The organism is Candidatus Aquicultor sp. (assembly GCF_054640775.1).
The window spans coordinates 1-20027 of record NZ_JBTSLF010000032.1; the positions used below are offsets into that span (position 1 = coordinate 1).

Consider the following 20027-nt stretch of genomic DNA (forward strand, 5'->3'; position numbering starts at 1 on the left):
CCGTCCCTTCTCGCGATTAGAAACTTTAGTTGTTTTTTAATCGCTATTCGCTAATCGCCAATCGCTAATCACCAATCGCTGCTTCTATATAAAGGACACACGACTCGAGCCCCTTCATTGCTGCAAGTGCATCGACCGTAGTGTCTATAATCTCCTGGTTAGGATATGACAAGTTTTTTCCTACCACCGCACGCCCGCCAACACCACGCTCCCGCAGATGCCGTGCAATCGCCGGGGCGGTGAGCTTGTCATCGGTTAGAAGACACACCTTTTTGTTCTGCCCGGTGACTTTATCAAGCTCATCTGTCGACCGGCCGTGGACGGATGTAAAGACGACGTCCTGCCACTCCTGCCCTATCAGGGCGAACAGCACCTGCACCGAACTGATGCCGGGGATAGCATTGATGGATAGATCGGGCAGCCGGGTGCGGATGGTTCGCAGGATGCTGTAAAAACCCGGATCACCGCTTACAACTACCACCGTGTTTTTATCCTTACAGCGCTCAAGCTCCTCGAGCGCAGAATCGATATGGCCGGTTATATAATAGATGTCTTTACCTGCGGTATCAACCGAATCGAGCAGGCGCTTTCCGCCTATCAGAACATCCGCCGTCGCTATATGTTTTTGCGCCGCCGGGGTTATATAATCCGGATGACCCGGCCCTATGCCTACCACCGTTACCATTTTGAATCCCTTATAATCCGCTTCGCGGCGGCATCGGTCGCAACGATATCCCCTGAGAGCACCGTTATCGCCGTGCCTATCTCTATTCGCCCGCCTATGCGCTCTAGCGCGCGGGCGGTCACTTCTCCGGCGATTTTATCGAGCAGCCGCGATTCCCCCATCTCAGAGAGGCCGACCGCCGCTTCCTCCGCTGTGTTTACCCGTAAAAGATACATCATCGGAGCCCTGTCTTTCGTATAGCCCCGTACCAGGCGCTTTATAATCTCAACGGGGTCGTCGGTTTTGCCGCTGTGCGTATCGAAAAACCCTCCCGCGACTTTGGCCATCTTACCGATGTGCCCGAGCAATAACACCCTCTCGACGCCCTTTTTGGCGCAGTATTCCAGCATGTCGCCCACAAAGTTGCTCATCTGTATAACCGCGTCCTCGGGGAACTTGAGCTTGTTTTTCGCCACTTTCTCGCCCATATTCCCGGGGACAAGCGCCACGGTTTTATAACCGAGCGCGCTCGCTATATCGACCTGGGGCAGAAGCGATGCGATAAGGCTCGTGAGCGACATCGGCCTTACGATGCCGGTCGTTCCCAGGATGGATATCCCATCGATGACCCCAAGCTTTGCGTTCATTGTCTTTTTCGCACGCTCGACGCCCTCGGGAGCGTATATCGTTATCTCGACGCCTTCACCTTCGGGCAGAACGGCGTCCACGTTTTCTAATATCATTTTGCGCGGCACGGGATTTATGGCGGGCTCGCCTACCTGAACAGAAAGGCCCGGCTTGGTAACCGTTCCGATTCCTTCACCGGCCGATATCGTTATACCGCCGCCCCGCCTCTCGGCCCGGGCGTAGATCACCATACCGTGCGTTACGTCGGGGTCGTCGCCGGCGTCCTTTACGACGCCGCAACTTGCCACGCTCTTGTCTTCAGCTATATCCTGCTCGACCGGCTTAAACGTTACGGTGCTTCCGCCGGGGAGTAGTACTTCTACTTGTTTTATGATCTCGCCCGTAAACAGCATACTAACAGCGGCGGTCGATGCGGCCGCCGCACATGTGCCGGTCGTGTATCCTTTTTTAAGCTTCTTATTCAATAAACCGGCCCTGCTTACGGTCCTCATATACTTCCTACTGTTCGCAATCTGCGCCGCATGCGAGCTTGAGAAGCGCGTTTACCGCCGCGGCGGCCATCGCGCTTCCACCCCTCGTCCCACGGACGGTTATATATTCAAGGCCCGAGTTCATGAGCGCCTCTTTCGAATCGGCGGCCCCTACGAAACCAACCGGTGTGCCGATAACGAGCGCCGGTTTGGCGACGCCTTCTTTAATCATATCCAGCAGCTCGAAGAGGGACGTCGGGGCGTTTCCTATGGCTACGATCGCGCCGTCGATGTGCTCGGCAAGGGAGCGTATGGCAACGGCGCTCCGGGTTTTGCCCACTCTCTTCGCCTCGCTTTCGATCGCGCTGTCATCGACTTTGCAGATAATGTTGTTGTCGTGAATCACGCTGATGCGGTTGCTGATACCCGTTGCTACCATGCGAACATCGGTAATAATCGGGCGTGCATCCTTTATCGCCGTTATGCCGGCATCTATCGCATCCTCGGACACATCGATAGCATCGATAAGCGAAAGATCGCCGCTTGCGTGGATTATCCTCTTTATTATCGCCTTTTCGGCTTTGCAGTAGCCCCTCAAATTGGTCGAGGCTTCGATGATCCTGAAGCTCTCGTCTTCGATTTCAGACGGCTTACTGATCGTCACGCCGTTTGAGCTTGGAGTACCACCGATCATACTGATGATCCTATCCACCAGAATGTCGGTAATCCTCATATCCGCGCCTATATGGCACGCTAGTTTTATACTAACCGAGGGATGCTTCGCGCACTCCCCGTTGATAATGCCGGGGATATCTTCCCTTACGTGGTTTCCATCCGTTAAAAAGAGCGGCAGCACTACGATATCGTTTGTTCCGGCTTCGATGAGTGTGTTTATTACCTCAGGCAAACCAGGCTCGTTGAACTGCAGTGCGGCGTAGTGCACATTGTCCAGCTGTAGCCGTTTCTTCAAGGATTCGGTGATGTCCTTGAGGATGTCCACCGTCTCCGTTACCTTGCTCCCGTGACCTAATACAATAAACCCAGTACTCATCGAATCCCCTTAACTCTTTTTTGTACTCCGACATATCGATATAAAGCGCTCTGCCGCTTGCGGGTTGCCCGCGAAGTGCATATGAATGTACGATGCCAGCGAGTTTTTATACACAAAGCCTTCTTGCGAGCCGCCCTCCACCGTATACGCTTGATCCATCCCCTGGCCGGTCTCGGTTATCGATGAATAATGAAACTCATGCCCTCTCAGAATATCGCCCCGTGACGCAATCACCGAATCCGTACATGCGATCACCTCGCGATACCCTAATGTGGGGCGCTTTTGCATCTTGCACTTGACCGGCAACACACCGCTCATATTATATGCGTGACCGTCAAAGTTCTCAATGGCCCGGGACAAATACATCAAGCCCCCGCACTCCGCATAAACCGGAACCCCATCCTCGACCGCCTGCCGTATCTCGGCTGACATTGTATGATTTTGGGATAATTCCCGGGCATATACTTCGGGATAGCCGCCACCCAGATATAAACCGTCCAGCCCAGCCGGGAGATGCTCGTCTTCGAGCGGGCTAAAAAACTCGAGTTCCGCCCCATTCGCGGCCAGCAGGTTAAAGTTATCGTGGTAATAAAAGCTGAACGCTTTATCGAGCGCAACGCCGATTCTCACGGGTTTTACGCCGGGTGCCTGTACATCGTGCTCTCTATGCCTTGTAAACAGGCTCTCATAATCGGACTTAATTAGTCCTGTTTGATTCGCCAGGTCGATGAGCACATCCAGGTCGATATGCTTCTCGGCAAGCTCTACCAGGGCGTCTATGTATTCGGTAGCCGGTTTTGTTTCGGTTTGCGTTACCAGACCGAGGTGTCGCTCGGGGATCTTTACCTGCGAGTTTCTCTTCACGCACCCCAGCACCGGCAATCCCGTCGCCCGCTCGACGGAGCTTTTCACCATCGACTCATGACGGTCGCTCCCTATATTGTTGAGGATAAAGCCCTTCAGGTCGACCGCCTCGTCGTATTTTTTAAAGCCGACCGCCACGGCCCCGGCGCTTGCGCCTATCTTGGCGCAATTTACGACCATGATAACCGGGCTTTCAATCAACTTGGCGGCTTCGGCGGTGCTGCCTTCCGATAGGTCGCCCCGCCCGTCATACAACCCCATGACACCCTCGATGACCGCTATATCGCTATCCGACGCCGAGTTCACGAAACAGGCTTTTGAGGGCTCCTTACCGATCATCCAGGTATCGATATTGCGCCCCGGCCTGCCGGTGACCATCTGATAGTAACCCGGGTCGATAAAATCCGGGCCCACTTTAAACCCCTGGACGGTAAGCCCGCGCTTCGATAAGGCGGCCATAATCGCAAGCGAAATCGTCGTCTTACCGACGCCGCTTGAGGTGCCCGCTATAAGTATTCGTGGAAACGTGTTGTCGTGTCCCATGCCTTCCATCGACCGTTTATAGTACCTTAAGATTGTCTTTTACAAAATATTTCGCAATGCGTCTAAAAGCTTATCGTTATCTTCCGGGCGTTTCACCGCTACCCGGAAGTATGTGTTATCCATTCCCGTATACGAGCTGCAATCACGTATAGCGTATCCCCGGGTCAGCAGCGCTTTTTGAAGGTCGGGTGATATGATTTGGGCTTCGATTCTTACGAGGATGTAGTTTGCGGCGGGTTTGAACGGTGTAAGGTCGTCAATTCCTGAGAGCCCTACGTAAAACCGCTGCGCCTCGCTGGCTAGTTTGGTCACACTGTCCGTTACGAAACCTTTATCGTTGAGGGCGACTTTGCCCGCCGCTATCGCCAGGGAGTTGATGCTCCACGGATATTTCTCCTCGCGTATCTTATGCGCGGTCTGCGGGCCGGTCACCAGGTAGCCGAGTCTTAGGCCAGCAATGCTGAATATCTTGGTCAGCGAACGCAGTACTATCAGGTTGTTTCTCCGGGACGCCTCATGGATTAGCGTAGTATCCATCCCGTCCGGGACGAAATCTATAAAGGCTTCATCTATCACCCAGGTCGTGTCCGGGTTGCTATCGACCGCATTAAGCAGGTCGTGCTTTTCTATTTTATAGCCGCACGGGTTGTTTGGATTGCCGATTATCACGAGGTCTACGCCGGCCATCGTATTTGATAGGGTCTCGACGAGGTGGTCCGCCGAAAGCGCACTGTTGTAGACGACCTTGGTGCCCGCCTTTACGAGCGAGAGTTCGTACTCGGTAAAGCTCGGCACCGGCAGGAGCGCTTTTTTCGCGCTAAGCGCGCGCGGGATGAGATAGATAAGCTCGATGCTCCCGTTGCCGGCGACAACGTTCTCAGGGCTTATCCCTAGGTTTTTTGCTACCGCAGCGGCAAATGTCTCGGCTTCCTGTTCGGGATACTCGCCTATGGTGCCCAGGGTGTTCTTGATTGCGTTGAGTACTTTGCGCGATGGCCCGTACGGGTTGATGTTTGAGCTAAAATCGACCAGGTCGACGGCCTCTATCCCCAAACTGCGTGCGAGGAGCCGGGTATTGCCCCCATGTTTCTTTAGTTTGTCTTTATCTTTCAAACTCACTTACTCACCTGTTACTTAAAAACGTTTAATGCCTCAAATGTCTCAACATCCAGCGCTTTGCGTGACAGATACAGCGTATCGATCCATTCGCTCTGGATGCCTCCATTGATGACTTCCACAAGATAAGCATCCCATGAGCGCGGGATATAATGCGATACTTTGTCGAAGAGGCGCTGCCCGAAGCCTTTCTCTACAAGCATGCCCATGACCGTCCCGCTATGGGCGATATTTACCCCGAGACCGCCGTTGATCCTGCAAACGGCCATTACATCATCGAGTTCGGGCTTATAGAGAAGCTTTTGGTTAAGGATGGCGCTTAACGAAGCGGCGTTTCCGATGAGCCGCAGGTTATCGCTTGCAAAGCCTTCAACTACCATATCGAAGGCCTCCTTAACAAAAAGCTTGTCCGTTTCTTTTAGCTGCCCTTTCTCTTTATTGAAACGTACCGTATCCAGGTCTTTCGGGGGCTCGAGAACCAAAATCTCCAGTGGCGGCGCATCGCCCAGAGCTTGAAGCATACGTCCCTTAAGGTGGTCGAACGCTACGATGCCGTCGAAGATTATTCCATCGGTAGGCTCTACCGAAAGCGCGATTTCTGCGACCTCACGGGGGTCTATGGCACGCCCGTGCAGCTCAAACACTGCCGCAACAGCCGCACCTATATCGGCCGTGCTGCTCGCCATCCCTTTGCCTCTGGGAAGCTCGTTGTGCACCGCAGCGTCTACACCATACCCGGTCCCTATAAGCTCTAGGGCTTTGCTTATAGCCGACGTGGTTTTATCATACTTGCCGGTGTCATCAACATTACTAGCATTGTTAATGTTATTAGCGTTTTTAGCAGTATCAGCTACCCTGACCGCGCCCTCTTTTAGGCTTGCAACCGTTACATCCGAGTACCTGTTTATCGGGCATGTTATATGAAAATCAATCTCGCCGAGGGTGCCCTGCACAAACTCGCCGCAGCTCCCCGGCATCCTTACCCATGCCTTCATCAAAACTCTATCCCCTGCCTCGCCATAATCCCCTGTTCAAACGGGTGTTTTATGAGTTTAAACTCGGTTACGTAGTCGGCGATATCCACCAACTCCTTCGGGGCGTTTCTGCCGGTCATCACCAGCTCGATTTTACCCTTGCACAAATGCGCTATTTCTACGGTCTCTGCCAGGTCCGCCATCCCCATGAAAACAGCAACGTTTATCTCATCCATGATAAGCATATCGCAGGAATGGCTTTCGACCAGCCTTCGCGCTTCGTGTAATCCATCGGCGATATCGCCTTTTATCTCTTCAACCGGAGGATGGGATTCCCCTAGCAAGTTACCCCCAAAACGCTTGACGGACACGTTTTTGAACTGCCTGATCTCACGTATCTCGCCCGATTCCTCGGTAAGCGCCTTCATGAACTGGATGATGCAAACCCGCAACCCACTCGCAACCGCCCTCAACGAAAGCCCGATCGCCGCAGTAGTCTTGCCCTTGCTGTCGCCTGTATAAATATGAATTAATCCAAGTACGTTCTTCTCTACCAACAGGTATCCTTATGTATTATGTTACAACCCCTAGATAGCTCAACCCAAACATAACCGCCCTGCTCAAAAGCAGGGTTATCGCTGAGGCGACGAAGATGAGCCAGGTCACCTCATGTATGTTTTTTTCTGTCATCGCACCTTTGCCGTCGCCGATAAAGCTGCTTTCCCGCGGTACGCCGGCATAATAGTTGGTGCCGCCGAGTTTAAGGCTATATGCACCGGCGACCGCAGCTTCCGGCAAACCGCTGTTCGGGCTTGCGTGGTTGCGTCCGTCTCGTATCGCGGTCTTTACCGCCTTTACAGCATTCTTACGTACCAGGAGCGCCGCTATCGCAAGGATGAGTACCGATATCCTTGCAGGAATATAGTTTACCATGTCGTCCAGTCTTGCTGCAGCCCAGCCGAAGTCCATGTATCGCTCGTTCTTATACCCTATCATCGAATCCAGGGTGTTTACCGCTTTGTATGCCATCGCCAGCGGCGCCCCGCCGATGAGCGCGAAAATCATCGGCGCTATTACCCCGTCGACCGAATTCTCGGCGACCGATTCTATCGTAGCCCGCACCACGTCACGGCGCTTCATATTCCCGGTATCCCGGCCGACGATGCGGCCGACCTTCTCGCGGGCTTCCGCCAGATCGTTCTTCGCAAGGGACACCGCCACGTCTCTGGCGCTATCCATCAGTCCCCTGGTCGCTATCGTAGTGGATATTAGTAGTATTGATACCACAAAACCTGCGCTGCTGTTAAGAAGCGTGGCAAGGTAGACTATGCCCCAGGCCACCAAGGCGGATATCCCGACAACGAACACGACGACCGCCATTCCTACAAATCGTTTTTGTGTCTTTTTGAGGCCCTCGTTAAAGACCTGTTTATCAAGATATGCTATGAGGCGCCCGATTAAAACAACCGGGTGCGGAACCCATCCGGGCTCGCCAAAGGCCAGGTCAACCACGTAAGCCAGCGCCACCTGAGGCCACAGCATATTAAACACCTATTATTTCTGAGATAGCGCCGATATCGAGACTTTCCGATACCGTTTTAGCCAACAGGTCGATTTGCGTCTGCCTGAACACGTCGTGGTCTATCCCGAGACTATCTTGCGCCAAGCCCTTTTTCGCTTTTAGAAAATCGAGCAACGATTTGCGCAGCTTTCCGTTATCGAATATCCCGTGGATATACGTGCCGAAGACCATGCCGTCTGCGGATACGCATCCATCGCTCACATCCTCGGGTGCCGTCCCACGCTTCGTTATCCTAAACGCCTCCCGGGTATCCCCGTTTAGCCTGGTTATACCCATATGTATTTCGTAACCGACAACGTTGCTGCCGAAAACCGGTTCAAAGAATGCACCACCGCCCGACACTTGCGCCTCGACCTGCACCGTGACCTTGGCGGGGTTGATGCTGGTCACGCAATTAAGCAAGCCGATACCATCGATCACGCGCTCATCCGACTCGATGCCATGCTCGTCCTCTATTATTGTTCCGAGCATCTGATACCCCCCGCAAATCCCGACAACGGGAACACCTTTTTCGCGGCTCGTTCTAATCTCTTCGACCGTACCTTTTTCATGCAGCACCTGCATGTCGCCCATAGTGTTCTTTGTCCCTGGGACGATTATGAGATCGGTCTCCCCGATGGGAGCGCCGGGCGTCACATAGCGAAGGTTGACTCCGGGCTCATAAGCAAACGTGTCGATATCCGTAAAGTTGGAAATGTGCGGAAGCCTGATCACGGTGATGTCTACCGCCATACCGTTTGCAGCGGCCCTGTTTACATTATCCAGCGCAAGCGAATCCTCGCTGTCGAGCTTGAGGTCGCGCATGTAAGGGACGATTCCGAGCACGTTCTTGCCTGTCTTTGTTTCAAGAAAATCAATGCCAGAGTCGAGCAGGGTCACATCCCCCCTGAACTTGTTGATAACAAGGCCTTTGACCAGGTCGCGCTCATCATCGTCGAGTAGTTCGAGCGTGCCGACGAGCTGGGCGAAAACGCCGCCGCGGTCGATATCTCCGACCAGCAGGACCGGCGCCTGCGCCATCTTGGCGATACGCATGTTGGCGATATCCTCTTTTTTCAAGTTGATCTCTGCCGGGCTTCCGGCGCCTTCGATAAAGACCAGGTCATATTCGGCGCGTAGTGCATCAAGCGATTCCTCGACCTTATGTATGAGGCCGGTCTTCTCGAAGTGGTATTCGCGGGCGGAGAGGTTTTTATACACCTCGCCCCGCACGATCACCTGGGCGCGGCTGTTATCGGTGGGTTTCAAGAGAATGGGGTTCATGTGCACGGTCGGTTTGATGCGCGCGGCCGCAGCTTGAAGCGCCTGGGCGCGCCCGATTTCGTGTCCCTCTTCGGTCGCAAACGAGTTAAGCGCCATGTTCTGGCTCTTAAACGGCGCTACCTTGAATCCCTTATCGATAAATATCCTGCACAGGGCCGCGACCAGCAGGCTTTTGCCCGCATCCGATGTCGTGCCCTGAACCATTAACGTTCTTGCTTTCAATTAGAGGCTCCCCATCTCTAATGATTTTCCATCCCTAATGCTTTTATATCAACCGGTATACCGGCGATGGTAAAATATACCTTGTCTGCAAGCTCGGCGGCCCTCTGGTTGGCTATCCCAAGGATATCCCGATACCTTCGCCCGACGGGATACTCGGGGACAAGGCCCATTCCGACTTCGTTCGATACAAAGGCAACCGTCTTGCCGGATTGCTTGGCTTCGCTTACCGCATCAATGACCTCCGCGATTATCTGCTCGTCATTGACGGTTTGCTCCATACGCCTGGCTATATAGATGGTCAGGCAGTCGACGATGACCGCATCTGCTTTCTGATATGCCCGGCTCAACGTATCCGCCAGCTTGCCTTCGACTTCGAAGGTAACCCACTCGCTCGGCCTCGATTCCCGGTGCTTCTTGATGCGCTGCACCATCTCTTCATCGATCGCCTCAGCCGTGGCGACATAAGCTACTTCGTTATACCCCGATATTATCTTCTCTGCAAGCGCGCTCTTGCCGCTCCTTGCACCCCCCACGAAGAGGATGACATTGCTAATGGCGCTACCTCCGTTCAAAAATAAAAAATCCCTCAGCCTTACGCTAAGGGTCTTATGTGCTCCTCGATCCGCGAAGGCTTTGCTGGGCAGGTCTCCTGACTTACGGATATAACGCTCTCCCGCGCCTTCCCGGGACTTAAGTACCAGTGGCATCTGCGGGGGCTTTCCGTTTACAGTTGCGGGCCCGTGCCGGATTCTCACCGGCTTCCCTATTCTCCGCTTTTAGCGGCACCCAGCATGTCGTATTCTGTTATTCCGATTATATGCATTACCTTGGGTTTGTACAATAGCACGAGGTTGGAAGGCATGGATGCTGCTAGTGTTCGTTGCTCTTAGGAGTGCTTTATAGATTCGGCATGTATTACACATCATACAATGGCAAATATCCAGGCGCTAAAAGAGCAGCTCTTTGAAATCCGAAATACTCTTAAGGGTTGGCTCCCCGGATCGGATTCGAACCCGTTAAGGTACTGCTAATTCCAGGAGCTGACCATTATTAACTAAACCTATCCTAAACCTTCCTCTTCCCTATCTTCCCCTCGTCAGGTGCACGATAGCTCATGCGCACTGCCGTTCAAGACTCAATAAGTATGTATTAATTTGCGGTCAAGCCATATCCTTACGCTTGCCGCATCGTTTCATATTTATGTATACACAATCTACTTCGAAGGAGGGATGGCCGGGTTTATTGAATTTCGGAAAGTCTATTTGCTGGAAAAAGAAAGGATGGGCGAAGACATATGAGTTTTAGAAACAATTCGAAACCGAACAAAGCAACTATCAAGCCAGCGTTTTTTGTCCTGTTATTGGTGATCTCGCTTAGCGCGATATTTATGCTGACGGCATACGCAGAAAATGCTACACCGCTGGTTAAACCAAGCGGTCTTGAGGCCAAAGCCGACACAAGCACAGTTACCCTGACATGGGCAGCGAACACAGAGGCTGACCTTGGTGGGTACAATATCTACAGAAACACGACAGACACAACGGTCGGCGCGAACTTGGCTAGCGTGGACGCATCCGCGACTAGCTACGCGGATACTTCTGTCGCAGTGGGCACCACGTATTACTATTGGTTATCAGCCATAGATACGGCAACCCCTGCAAATGAAAGTGAAAAGGCCGGTCCTGTTTCCGCCAGCCTCAGCAGCACTGAAACCGGCGGTGACCAAACCGATACCGATACACCGAGCACATTCAAGGATATCACCAATGCCCATTGGGCACGCAGTTACATCGAAGAGTTGCTTGCCAGTGGTATCGTGAATGGTTATGCAGATGGTTCGTTCCGCCCGCAAAGCGATGTAACGCGAGCCGAATTCGCGAAGATGGTTTGCGAGATCATGGTTAAGAGAGCAAACTGGGTGCTAAGCACAGAGACATCCTCGTCTCTGACAGATGTCCAAGATCATTGGGCTGCCGCATATATCGCGACAGTCAATAAATACGGCGCGATGGTCGGCTACAATACCGCAGATGGTACTGTATTTAGGCCGGACAGGAATATCACGAGGGCCGAAATCGCGAAAATCATCTCGAGCGTCCTGAAGCTCGAGCGTGGCAAGAGCAATCTTAAAGACGTTAGCACACACTGGGCTAAGGATGATATCAATGCGTGCGTTAAAGCCGGCATTGTCAGTGGATATAAGAACGGCAACTTCGAGCCTAGCAGCTTCGCAACACGAGCAGAAGTTTGCAAGATGCTCGTTAAAATGATGAAGCTGTTGGATACACAAAATAACAAGGGCAAAAGCACCAAGTAGTAAAAGCTAAAATGCGTAGCAAACGAACTATAAAGGCCCGTCATGTGACGGGCCTTTATTTTTACCCTGCTAACTCCTGCATTTGCAAATACTGATTTGAATACCGTTGCTGAGAGAACCGACAACCCAACCCCCCTCTCTCTCCTACCCTGCAACAGCTAAAACGCCTCGATTGGTATATAATATCCAAAACAGCTATCAATGGCCGGTGATTAGGTATGGAAGAACGCTTGCAAAAATTTATGGCGCGTGCGGGAGTGGGGTCTCGGAGGCATTGCGAGGACCTCATTAAAGAAGGACGCGTCAAAGTCAACGGTCATGTGGTTACCGAGCTTGGGACGAAGGTCAATCCCATTAAAGACATCGTTGAAGTCGATGACAAGCCGATTCGGGTCAAGGAAGAGAAGTTTTACCTTATGCTTAACAAACCGGCCGGTTTTATCACAAGCGTAACTGACAAGTTCGGGAGGCCTACGGTAATCGATTTGCTGGGTGGGATAAGTGACCGGGTATTCCCAGTCGGAAGGCTTGATTTTGACACCGAGGGGTTGCTGTTTTTGACTAACGACGGGGAGCTTGCGTTCAGACTCACACATCCGCGCTACAAAGTTAAGAAATCATACATTGCCGAAGTGGAAGGGCATCCAACGGATAGCTCGCTTGCCCAGTTGAGAAAGGGTATCATGCTTGAGGATGGGATTACCGCACCGGCGGAAATCAGCGTGATAAAGGAGACAAGGTCGTCTACATTTCTTAACGTTGGCATCCACGAGGGACGGAAGCGCCAGATACGCAGGATGTTTCAGAAGATAGGCCATACGGTTATCTTCTTAAAACGGGTGGCGGTGGATGGGGTTCTTCTCAATAAACTGCCCGTGGGTAACTTCAGGTCGCTTACCCCGAAAGAGGTCGAGTCGCTTTATAGAGCCGTCCGCTTACTATAATCTGCGTTAATCCGCATTAATCTATGTTAATCTTTGTTAATCTGCGTCGTGCTGCGTTGCGAAAACTGCCGAAGGACTGCTAAACAAGCTGCTAAATGGGAATTACTTAATAAACATGTTAAGGAGATTCCATGTATTACAGGGTGGCCGATTGGCTTAAAGCAATTGTTTTCGCGCTAGTTGTGATTCTAGTTTACATATTTGTCGGACACATCGTCCACACGATATTGTTATTCGCTACCGCAGCGTTCATCGTATTTGTCATTCACCCGATTATCGGGTTTCTGGAAAGGCAAAAGGTTAACCGCGGCCTCGCCATCGCCTTAACCTATCTGGCCTTTTTCGGGCTGCTTACGGCGCTAATCCTTACCGTTGGACCGGTTATCGGGGATGAATTTAGAAATTTTCTGGCGGACTTTCCAAGATACGTCGCCTCTTTACGGGCACAGGCCGCGTATGTGACCAGAGTGCTCGGACAGATAGGGTTGACGCGGCTCATCCCCATAAACCCCAACTCGCTCGTCAGCCAGGCGGCGGGCATCGCAACAGCGCAGATACAAAACGTGTTTTCTCTCATCCCCTCTTTGGTCAGCCTAATAACCGACATGATTCTGGTTTTAATCGTGTCGCTGTACATGCTGATTTTTCTTCCCTCAATAGATAGGTCTGTGCGTAACGAGTTACCTGCCGAACTTTCGAACCTATACGACCGCTTCTTGGTTACCATGAAGACGGCATTGTCGAAATATCTGCTCGGCCAGCTTGCGTTTATGGCGACCATCGGAGTGGCGGCCGGCATCGGCGTCTGGGCTATAGGCCTGCCGTTCCCTGCGCTTTTAGGGTTCTGGGCGGGGTTGACTGAAATAATACCGGTACTTGGGCCGGTTCTCGGCGCGATCCCCTCTATTATCGTTGCGCTTACCATCAAGCCGATCCTCGCGCTTTACGTGGCAGTTGTCTTTATCGTCATCCAGCTGCTGGAGAACAATGTGCTGGCCCCGTTTATTCTTGGGGGATCGGTCGGCCTGAACCCATTACTTATTATGTTTGCGATTATCGCAGGGGGAGAAATCGCCGGGATTGTCGGGGTATTCCTTGCCGTTCCCACCCTGGCGATCGTCGCAAACGTTATCAAGTTTATATCGAATAACTTTAGCTACGAACGGGTTAAGGACGGACCGGACAGGCTCGTTATTAGAAAGTAATACCGCTTGGATATCACATACGGCCTGCCCTATTCTTATTCTATTACTGCGCTTGAGCGAAGGTTTTCGACTATCTGCTTCTTGACATCGTCGTCCGGTGAGAACTCATCGAGCGGTGGAAGCTCGTTTAAGCTTCGCAGGCCGAAGGATTCTAAGAACCGGTTAGTCGTGCCGTAGAGAATCGGTTGGCCTGCGGTATCCTGCTTGCCAAGCTCTTTGATCAATCCCCTGTTGATAAGGGTATTGACGACGCCGTCCGAGTTAACGCCCCGTATGCTCGCTATATCCACCTTGGTAACGGGCTGTTTGTAGGCGATTATGGAAAGCGTTTCGAGGGCGGCTTGGGTGAGCCTCCTGTGGTCGAATGATAGTATTAGTTTCTCGATATACGGTGCGTAGGCGGGGTGGCTGTAAAGGCGGTATCCCCCAGCGGCTTCTCGCAATTGGAAACCGCGGTCGGCTCTACGATATTCGTTAGTGAGGTCGTTAAGGATTTGGTTGACCTCTTCTTCAGGGATATCTACTACGCTTGCGATCTTCGCTTTGCTTAATGGTTGGTCACTTACGAAAAGAAGCGCCTCGACGATGCTTCTCAAGCGTACTTTCAAATCGCTCACACTACCACTCCCGGCTTATCGTTTATGATTATCATTATCTCGCCGAATACCTCGGCCTGTCCCAACTCGACGACCCCCCGTTTATACAGCTCTAGCACCGCTAAAAACATGGTTATAAGCTCGACTTTGCCGGTGCAATCATCGGTAAGCTCGCGAAAGCTTTTCATCTTTAAGCCCTTGATCTGTCCTTCCAGCCGTTTTACATACTCGTCAACACTCAGGGGTTTTGGGGTTATGTGGTCGGCCTGCATCAGGTTTATCTCTTTTTTGTCGTTAATAGCAAGAAACATCCTGCGCAATCTATCGAGGGAAAGCCCCGCCAGAAAATCCGGGATAAGGCCGTCGAACTGTTCCTCAAGACCGGCCTCCCGGGAATAATACTTGCTTTCCGCTTCATAGCGGGCCATCAGCTCGGCCGACACGTTCTTGAATTTTTTATATTCGATCAAGCGCGCGATCAATACCTCGCGCGCTTCTGCAGGAGAGATATCGTCTTCGTCCGAGGGTTCTTGTTTTTTCGGAAGCAGGTTTGCCGCTTTGATATCGAGCAACGTCGCGGCCATCAGCAGGAACTCCGTGCCGATTTCGAGGTCGAAATCTTGCAAGGAGTCGACATAGTCGAGGTATTCCCTGGTGATCTCGGCTATCGGTATCTCATAGATATCGATTTTCTGGCGCGAGATAAGATTAAGAAGTAAGTCAAACGGGCCCTCAAACATCTCGAGCTTCAGCTGATATGGTAATGCCATAACCGTTCCCCGTTTCTACTGCAATGCTTCCAATGATATTTGCAAGGATGCTTCTATTTTTCTAGTGCAACTGGCCTCAGAACTTTAATGCCTAGACGACGGTCGTTTCCGACAGAATATTTAACTTATTTCTAATATCGTGAATCGTGCTGCGACAGATCGGGCGCACCTGGTGAAGGCCCTCGCGCAGTACTTCGTCGACGATTCCCGGTTCTTTTTCGATTTCGGCGCGGCGCTCTCTGAAGCCCGCCAGGGAGTCGATGATCTTATCCGCCAGCTCGCGCTTGCAGGCCATGCAACCCCATGCGGCTTCGTGGCACTTGATCTCTATCTGCTGAAGCTCGGTTTCGGATGAGTAGACCTGGTGCGTCGGGAATACAACCATACAGGCCGCCGTACTTCCCGGATCGGTCTTCTTCTGCCTGGCCGGGTCGGTTACCATCTGGTTTACTTTCGACCTTATTGTGTCAGGATCGTCCGAGAGAAAGATCGAGTTGTCGTAGCTCTTGCTCATCTTCCTGCCGTCGATTCCAAGGAGCCGTTTTACCGGAGAAAGCAGCGACTGCGGCTCGTCGAAGTAATCGCCATACAGGGAGTTAAACCTGCGAACGATTTCCCTACCCAGCTCGAGATGCGGAAGCTGATCTTCACCCACCGGCACCAGGTTTCCCCTTGGCAGTATTATATCCGCTGTCTGCAAAACGGGATAGCTTAAAAAGCCTGCCGTTTGTATATCTTTTGCCGTTATCTCCTGGAGCATTTCTTTGTATGTCGGATTGCGCTCGAGCCACGACACCGGCGTTATCATAGTGAGGTACACGAACAGTTCGGCCACCTCGGGAATATCGGATTGTTTATAAATAAAGCATTTCTTGGGGTCGAGCCCGACCGCGAGCCAGTCTATCACCATCTCGCGGGTATCATCGGCTATCCCGCCGACATCATCGAATTTAGTCGTAAGTGCGTGCCAATCGGCCACAAAAAAGAGACACTCGTACTGGTCCTGCAGTTTCACCCAGTTTTGTAAGGTGCCGAAATAATGTCCGAGGTGCAACCTGCCGGTAGGCCGCTGCCCGCTTACTACCCGTTTAGTCAAAAATCATCCAACTCCTTGCAAGCATAATCGATTATACATTATATCAGGTTAGCCGCTATTGTTCCCTGCTATGAGACCGGCAATCCGAACGTTACCAATCTCATCATGAACTGGAGCGGTACTCCCAGCACTACACCCGTGAATCCCGGGACGATGAAGAGTAATAGAAAGAGCACCAGCATCCCGTACTGCTCGAAGCGGTACCAGCCTTGCTGCCACTGGCGCGGCAGAAAATAAGGGATTATCTTCGAGCCGTCGAGCGGCGGGATCGGGAGCAGGTTAAACAGGCCCAACATGACGTTGATTTGAACAGTTACTTCGAGTAATACCCTGAGAATATCGGGCATCGGAACTATAAACAACCTTGCCAGTAAGAACGCTGCTATGAAGTTGGCCGCAGGCCCGGCTAAGCCGACAAACACCATGTCCCGCGTCGGATTCTTGAAGCGATATGGGTTTACCGGAACGGGCTTGGCCCATCCAAAACCGATGACGATAAGGCTTATCGTACCCAGTGGATCGAGGTGTTTTATAGGGTTAAGCGAGAGTCGCCCTTGTTCCTTGGCAGTGGTATCGCCGAGCCTATAGGCGACGTAGCCGTGCATAAACTCATGTACTGTAACGGCAACTAGAAGTGCGGGAATCCTTAGAAGGTAGATTATTCCCTGAAAGTCCAATTAGTTTTTCAACTCCCCAGTAAGGTGACCGAACCGCTCGGTCACGAATTTTAGTTCTTCTTCGGGCGTCTCGACTTTCCCGTCGAGCTTGGCCGCAAGAAGGTCTCTTAACACAATATTATACACCGGCGAAGGTGGAAATCCCATTTTTCGCAGGGTTCGACCATCTACCGATAGCCGTACCCCCCTTAGGCTTGCGAGGTAGTAATGGATTCGTTTCTTTGCTTTCTGCTTTGAGGTGAGAGCAGAAGCAAAAACCAGCACCTCCGGTGAGAGCGGATGTAATATCCTATAGAGCGCGCTATTTTTCATCTGCTCGTCCTCAAGCTCTTTCACGACCAGTGGCGCCTCGAGCACCATTTCGGTCAACCGCGCGCGATCGGCTTTTCGCAGTTTCATCCGTTCGCACCATGCATCCAGAGCCTCCCTGGATAAACCCCGAAGGAGCGCCGCCAGATAAATCAAGCGTTTTTGGATGCCCGTCGCGAAGTGATGGTCGAGTTCGCGAACCGCTTCGTCTATCCCTGTAAACAGAGATGTAAGGCTGTTGTCGATGACGACACTCGGCTCGAATATTTTAAGCGCCCCAAGATCGCTTAGCCTTTTAAGCGCCTTAAACGGGGTGTCTTCGCCGAGGATAAGCATAAGCTCATCGCGTATCCTGTACTCCGAGAGATGCCCGATGAGTTCCATATCGACGGCTTTTCGCAGGAGTTCCTCTGTCTGAGACTCAAGTTTGAAGCCCAGGCGCTGCTCGAAGCGGACGCCCCTGAAAATGCGCGTCGGGTCTTCGATGAAGCTAAGGTTATGCAAAATCCTGATGCGCCCGTTTTTAAGATCGCGCTGGCCGTTAAAGAAATCAAGAAGCTTGCCGTAGTCTTTCGCGTTAAGGCTTACCGCCATCGCGTTGATGCTGAAGTCGCGCCGAGCAAGGTCTTGGCGAATGGACGTCGGCTCGACCTGGGGCAGGGCTGCAGGCCGTTCGTAAAACTCCGCGCGGGCCGAAGCGAAATCCACCCTGAACTCGTGCGGCCGGATAACCACCGCGGTGCCGAATTTGTGGTGCGCCCGCAAACGTGCTCCTGATTTTTCGGCCACGAGTTTGGCGAACTCTATCGCGTCGCCCTCGACGACGATATCGACATCCAGATTCCGGTAGTTCAGAAGCAAATCGCGCACGATGCCCCCCACGAGATACACCGAATACCCCGCCTCGTCCGCCAGGTCGCCTATCTCGCGCAAAAACACCTGGACGTCCGCCGGCAGCAGTGTTTTTATCTTCTGGGCGATTTCACCGCGGCTGTATTGCGGCTTTGCCGTCTGCGTTGTTTTCGACCTGTTGAAGTAGTCGATGCCGCCGAGCGCTTTTAAGACATCGGTGCGGCTGATTATGCCGATTACCTGGCCGCCCTCGACGACCGGCACACGACCGATATCCTCGTCGCTTAAGAGCCTCTGGATATCGGGGAGCGGTGTGTCGGGTGAAACCGGCTCGATACGGTGCATCATGAATCCCTTTACCGGGGCATGGCTCAATCCGTGGTGGGCGGCTTTGTCTATCTCGCGCCTGCCGATAAGGCCGACGAGCTTACCGCCCTCGACAACCGGGAGGCCGCTATATCCATACCGTATCATCAGCTTGTTCGCTTCGCGTATCGTAATATCTGCATCGACCGTCCTCACCGGCGTCGACATGATTTCCCGCGCAACCGGGGGATTTTTGATGTGGTCGGAAAGCTCCTGGATAAGACGCCGCTCGACGGTTTCGATATCGACGTCTTTCAGCGTCGCCGAAGCGGCCTGAGCGTGGCCTCCCCCGCCCATCTCCTCGAGAATCTTCCCGACATCTACCAGGTCGGTGCGGCTCCTGCCGATAATAGAGATGCGGTCCTCCTGGTAGAGGATGGCAAATATCACCTCGATATTCTCGATGTCGGCGATTTTATGCACCACCACCGAGCCGCCTTCGATATACTCGGTTACCACGGCTTTCGTGAGTATCACAGGGATGCCATGGATGTCGATAACATTGGCCGCGTGAAGCAGCCGGTCGAACAGCTGGTGTTGCTCGGGACTGAGCGCCGGGTTGAGAAACCGGTGGATCATATCGATGTTGGCTTTGTTGGCCATTAGAAACGCGAGCGCATCCGCATCATCATAGGTGGTCGTCTTGAATGTGAGCGACCCGGTATCCTCATGTATCCCGAGCGCAAAAAGCGTCGCTTCAAATGGGGTTATCGGGATACCTTTATCCCTGATGATATCGACAAGAATGGTGGTCGTCGCCCCCACCTTCTCCGAGAAATCCCTGGTGACGGGCACATCCTCGGATGTCGGTGGGTGATGGTCGAAAATAAATACCTCGACCCCCGGCTTATACGCAATATCCTGCAGCTCGCCAAGGCGACGGCCGATTTTGGTGTCGACGACGATAAGCCGCGAAACTGTTTTCTTATCTATATGTCTGACGTCATAGGTTTCGATCACGTCGTCATGCAGCGCCAAAAATTCCCTGACGTTGCGGTTCTGCGCCCCGCCCAGCACAAGTTTCGCATCGGGATAGATCTTCTGGGCTGCGACCATGGCCGCAAACGAATCGAAATCCGTGTTTGTATGACTGACGATGATTTCCATAAGGTATTTTCTTTAAAACGGCTCAAGACGATCTAGGATAAAGCCAGCAATTTCTTGTCTAATGCGCTCATAATGCTTAGCGTCTGACGCCGCAATATTCTCAGTAAAATCGACAATCTCTTCATCATTATTAAATCGCAGCCAATACTTGTTCTGTGCTAAGAAATATAATGTTGTAACTAGCGCAATCCGTTTATTACCGTTCTCAAAAGGATGCAATTTTATCAAGTTATACATAAGTACTGAGGCCTTATCCTCAAGGCCTAGATAAAGATCTTGGCCACCCCATGACTGTTGAGGTGATGCAAGAGCTTGCTCTAATAGAGCAATACTCTCGGGATCTCCGTGCGGGAAACTAGGTATTGGTTCTTTTTCTTTATTAAAAAACCGT

The 20027-nt window shown here is 52.2% G+C and carries 19 protein-coding genes and 1 riboswitch; of the genes, 3 read left to right on the forward strand and 16 right to left on the reverse strand.

The window, feature by feature from the left end:
- Window positions 1-64 precede the first annotated feature (64 nt).
- Genes cbiE through cobU form a run of 10 tightly spaced genes read right to left on the reverse strand, consistent with a single transcriptional unit; the run spans window position 65 to window position 9969 of the window.
- A complete protein-coding gene (cbiE, locus tag ACYC56_RS04415; RefSeq protein ID WP_461372972.1) occupies window positions 65-685 on the reverse strand; it encodes a precorrin-6y C5,15-methyltransferase (decarboxylating) subunit CbiE in 621 nt (206 codons plus the stop codon).
- Window positions 679-1803: a cobalt-precorrin-5B (C(1))-methyltransferase CbiD gene (gene cbiD, locus ACYC56_RS04420; RefSeq protein ID WP_461372973.1), complete on the reverse strand. Its 1125-nt coding sequence runs from the start codon at window positions 1801-1803 to the stop codon at window positions 679-681. The genes cbiE and cbiD overlap by 7 nt, the downstream gene beginning before the upstream one ends.
- A 7-nt stretch (window positions 1804-1810) precedes the next feature.
- Entirely contained in the window at window positions 1811-2833 is a 1023-nt protein-coding gene (locus ACYC56_RS04425) for a precorrin-8X methylmutase (protein WP_461372974.1), read from the reverse strand.
- Window positions 2834-2842: 9 nt separating this feature from the next.
- Window positions 2843-4249: a cobyrinate a,c-diamide synthase gene (locus ACYC56_RS04430; protein WP_461372975.1), complete on the reverse strand. Its 1407-nt coding sequence runs from the start codon at window positions 4247-4249 to the stop codon at window positions 2843-2845.
- Window positions 4250-4279: 30 nt separating this feature from the next.
- The gene (gene cobD / locus ACYC56_RS04435; protein WP_461372976.1) at window positions 4280-5359 is read right to left on the reverse strand and encodes a threonine-phosphate decarboxylase CobD; all 1080 of its coding nucleotides are present in this window, start codon (window positions 5357-5359) and stop codon (window positions 4280-4282) included.
- 11 nt (window positions 5360-5370) lie between these two features.
- Window positions 5371-6351: a GHMP family kinase ATP-binding protein gene (locus tag ACYC56_RS04440; protein ID WP_461372977.1), complete on the reverse strand. Its 981-nt coding sequence runs from the start codon at window positions 6349-6351 to the stop codon at window positions 5371-5373.
- Entirely contained in the window at window positions 6351-6887 is a 537-nt protein-coding gene (locus tag ACYC56_RS04445; RefSeq protein WP_461372978.1) for a cob(I)yrinic acid a,c-diamide adenosyltransferase, read from the reverse strand. The genes ACYC56_RS04440 and ACYC56_RS04445 overlap by 1 nt, the downstream gene beginning before the upstream one ends.
- 16 nt (window positions 6888-6903) lie before the next feature.
- Window positions 6904-7872 (reverse strand): adenosylcobinamide-phosphate synthase CbiB, encoded by a 969-nt coding sequence (gene cbiB, locus ACYC56_RS04450; RefSeq protein ID WP_461372979.1) that lies wholly within the window; start codon window positions 7870-7872, stop codon window positions 6904-6906.
- 1 nt (window position 7873) lies between these two features.
- Window positions 7874-9379: a cobyric acid synthase gene (locus tag ACYC56_RS04455; RefSeq protein ID WP_461372990.1), complete on the reverse strand. Its 1506-nt coding sequence runs from the start codon at window positions 9377-9379 to the stop codon at window positions 7874-7876.
- 35 nt (window positions 9380-9414) lie between these two features.
- On the reverse strand, window positions 9415-9969 hold the full coding sequence (gene cobU, locus ACYC56_RS04460) for a bifunctional adenosylcobinamide kinase/adenosylcobinamide-phosphate guanylyltransferase (protein WP_461372980.1): 555 nt from the start codon (window positions 9967-9969) through the stop codon (window positions 9415-9417).
- Between the two features lie 50 nt (window positions 9970-10019).
- A riboswitch (cobalamin riboswitch) is annotated at window positions 10020-10202 on the reverse strand.
- 489 nt (window positions 10203-10691) lie between these two features.
- On the opposite strand from cobU, the gene ACYC56_RS04465 reads away from it, so the two are divergent.
- The 3 genes from ACYC56_RS04465 to ACYC56_RS04475 all read left to right on the forward strand — a co-directional run bounded on the left by ACYC56_RS04465 (window position 10692) and on the right by ACYC56_RS04475 (window position 13863).
- Window positions 10692-11714, forward strand: coding sequence for an S-layer homology domain-containing protein (locus ACYC56_RS04465; protein ID WP_461372981.1), 1023 nt, complete (start codon window positions 10692-10694; stop codon window positions 11712-11714).
- A gap of 218 nt (window positions 11715-11932) precedes the next feature.
- Window positions 11933-12658 (forward strand): pseudouridine synthase, encoded by a 726-nt coding sequence (locus ACYC56_RS04470; RefSeq protein ID WP_461372982.1) that lies wholly within the window; start codon window positions 11933-11935, stop codon window positions 12656-12658.
- Between the two features lie 131 nt (window positions 12659-12789).
- On the forward strand, window positions 12790-13863 hold the full coding sequence (locus tag ACYC56_RS04475) for an AI-2E family transporter (protein ID WP_461372983.1): 1074 nt from the start codon (window positions 12790-12792) through the stop codon (window positions 13861-13863).
- A 35-nt stretch (window positions 13864-13898) separates the two neighbouring features.
- Here ACYC56_RS04475 and scpB read toward each other — a convergent pair whose 3' ends face one another.
- The 6 genes from scpB to ACYC56_RS04505 all read right to left on the reverse strand — a co-directional run.
- On the reverse strand, window positions 13899-14480 hold the full coding sequence (gene scpB / locus ACYC56_RS04480) for an SMC-Scp complex subunit ScpB (RefSeq protein WP_461372984.1): 582 nt from the start codon (window positions 14478-14480) through the stop codon (window positions 13899-13901).
- A complete protein-coding gene (locus ACYC56_RS04485; protein ID WP_461372985.1) occupies window positions 14477-15229 on the reverse strand; it encodes a segregation and condensation protein A in 753 nt (250 codons plus the stop codon). Before ACYC56_RS04485 ends, scpB begins: the two co-directional genes overlap by 4 nt.
- A gap of 91 nt (window positions 15230-15320) precedes the next feature.
- On the reverse strand, window positions 15321-16325 hold the full coding sequence (gene trpS, locus ACYC56_RS04490) for a tryptophan--tRNA ligase (protein WP_461372986.1): 1005 nt from the start codon (window positions 16323-16325) through the stop codon (window positions 15321-15323).
- Between the two features lie 68 nt (window positions 16326-16393).
- Window positions 16394-17002: a site-2 protease family protein gene (locus ACYC56_RS04495; protein WP_461372987.1), complete on the reverse strand. Its 609-nt coding sequence runs from the start codon at window positions 17000-17002 to the stop codon at window positions 16394-16396.
- Window positions 17003-19636, reverse strand: a complete 2634-nt coding sequence (locus ACYC56_RS04500; RefSeq protein ID WP_461372988.1) for a CBS domain-containing protein — start codon at window positions 19634-19636, stop codon at window positions 17003-17005.
- A gap of 12 nt (window positions 19637-19648) precedes the next feature.
- The coding region (locus tag ACYC56_RS04505) for a type II toxin-antitoxin system death-on-curing family toxin (RefSeq protein ID WP_461372989.1) at window positions 19649-20027 on the reverse strand (379 nt) is incomplete at its 5' end.

What these genes read in the sequence shown, in the direction of transcription:
- cbiE (WP_461372972.1), bottom strand. Translation starts at nt 685, where the DNA reads ATGGTAACGGTGGTAGGCATAGGGCCGGGTCATCCGGATTATATAACC.
- cbiD (WP_461372973.1), bottom strand. Translation starts at nt 1,803, where the DNA reads ATGAGGACCGTAAGCAGGGCCGGTTTATTGAATAAGAAGCTTAAAAAA.
- ACYC56_RS04425 (WP_461372974.1), bottom strand. Translation starts at nt 2,833, where the DNA reads ATGAGTACTGGGTTTATTGTATTAGGTCACGGGAGCAAGGTAACGGAG.
- ACYC56_RS04430 (WP_461372975.1), bottom strand. Translation starts at nt 4,249, where the DNA reads ATGGAAGGCATGGGACACGACAACACGTTTCCACGAATACTTATAGCG.
- ACYC56_RS04440 (WP_461372977.1), bottom strand. Translation starts at nt 6,351, where the DNA reads ATGAAGGCATGGGTAAGGATGCCGGGGAGCTGCGGCGAGTTTGTGCAG.
- cbiB (WP_461372979.1), bottom strand. Translation starts at nt 7,872, where the DNA reads ATGCTGTGGCCTCAGGTGGCGCTGGCTTACGTGGTTGACCTGGCCTTT.
- ACYC56_RS04455 (WP_461372990.1), bottom strand. Translation starts at nt 9,379, where the DNA reads ATGGTTCAGGGCACGACATCGGATGCGGGCAAAAGCCTGCTGGTCGCG.
- ACYC56_RS04465 (WP_461372981.1), top strand. Translation starts at nt 10,692, where the DNA reads ATGAGTTTTAGAAACAATTCGAAACCGAACAAAGCAACTATCAAGCCA.
- ACYC56_RS04470 (WP_461372982.1), top strand. Translation starts at nt 11,933, where the DNA reads ATGGAAGAACGCTTGCAAAAATTTATGGCGCGTGCGGGAGTGGGGTCT.
- ACYC56_RS04475 (WP_461372983.1), top strand. Translation starts at nt 12,790, where the DNA reads ATGTATTACAGGGTGGCCGATTGGCTTAAAGCAATTGTTTTCGCGCTA.
- ACYC56_RS04485 (WP_461372985.1), bottom strand. Translation starts at nt 15,229, where the DNA reads ATGGCATTACCATATCAGCTGAAGCTCGAGATGTTTGAGGGCCCGTTT.
- ACYC56_RS04500 (WP_461372988.1), bottom strand. Translation starts at nt 19,636, where the DNA reads ATGGAAATCATCGTCAGTCATACAAACACGGATTTCGATTCGTTTGCG.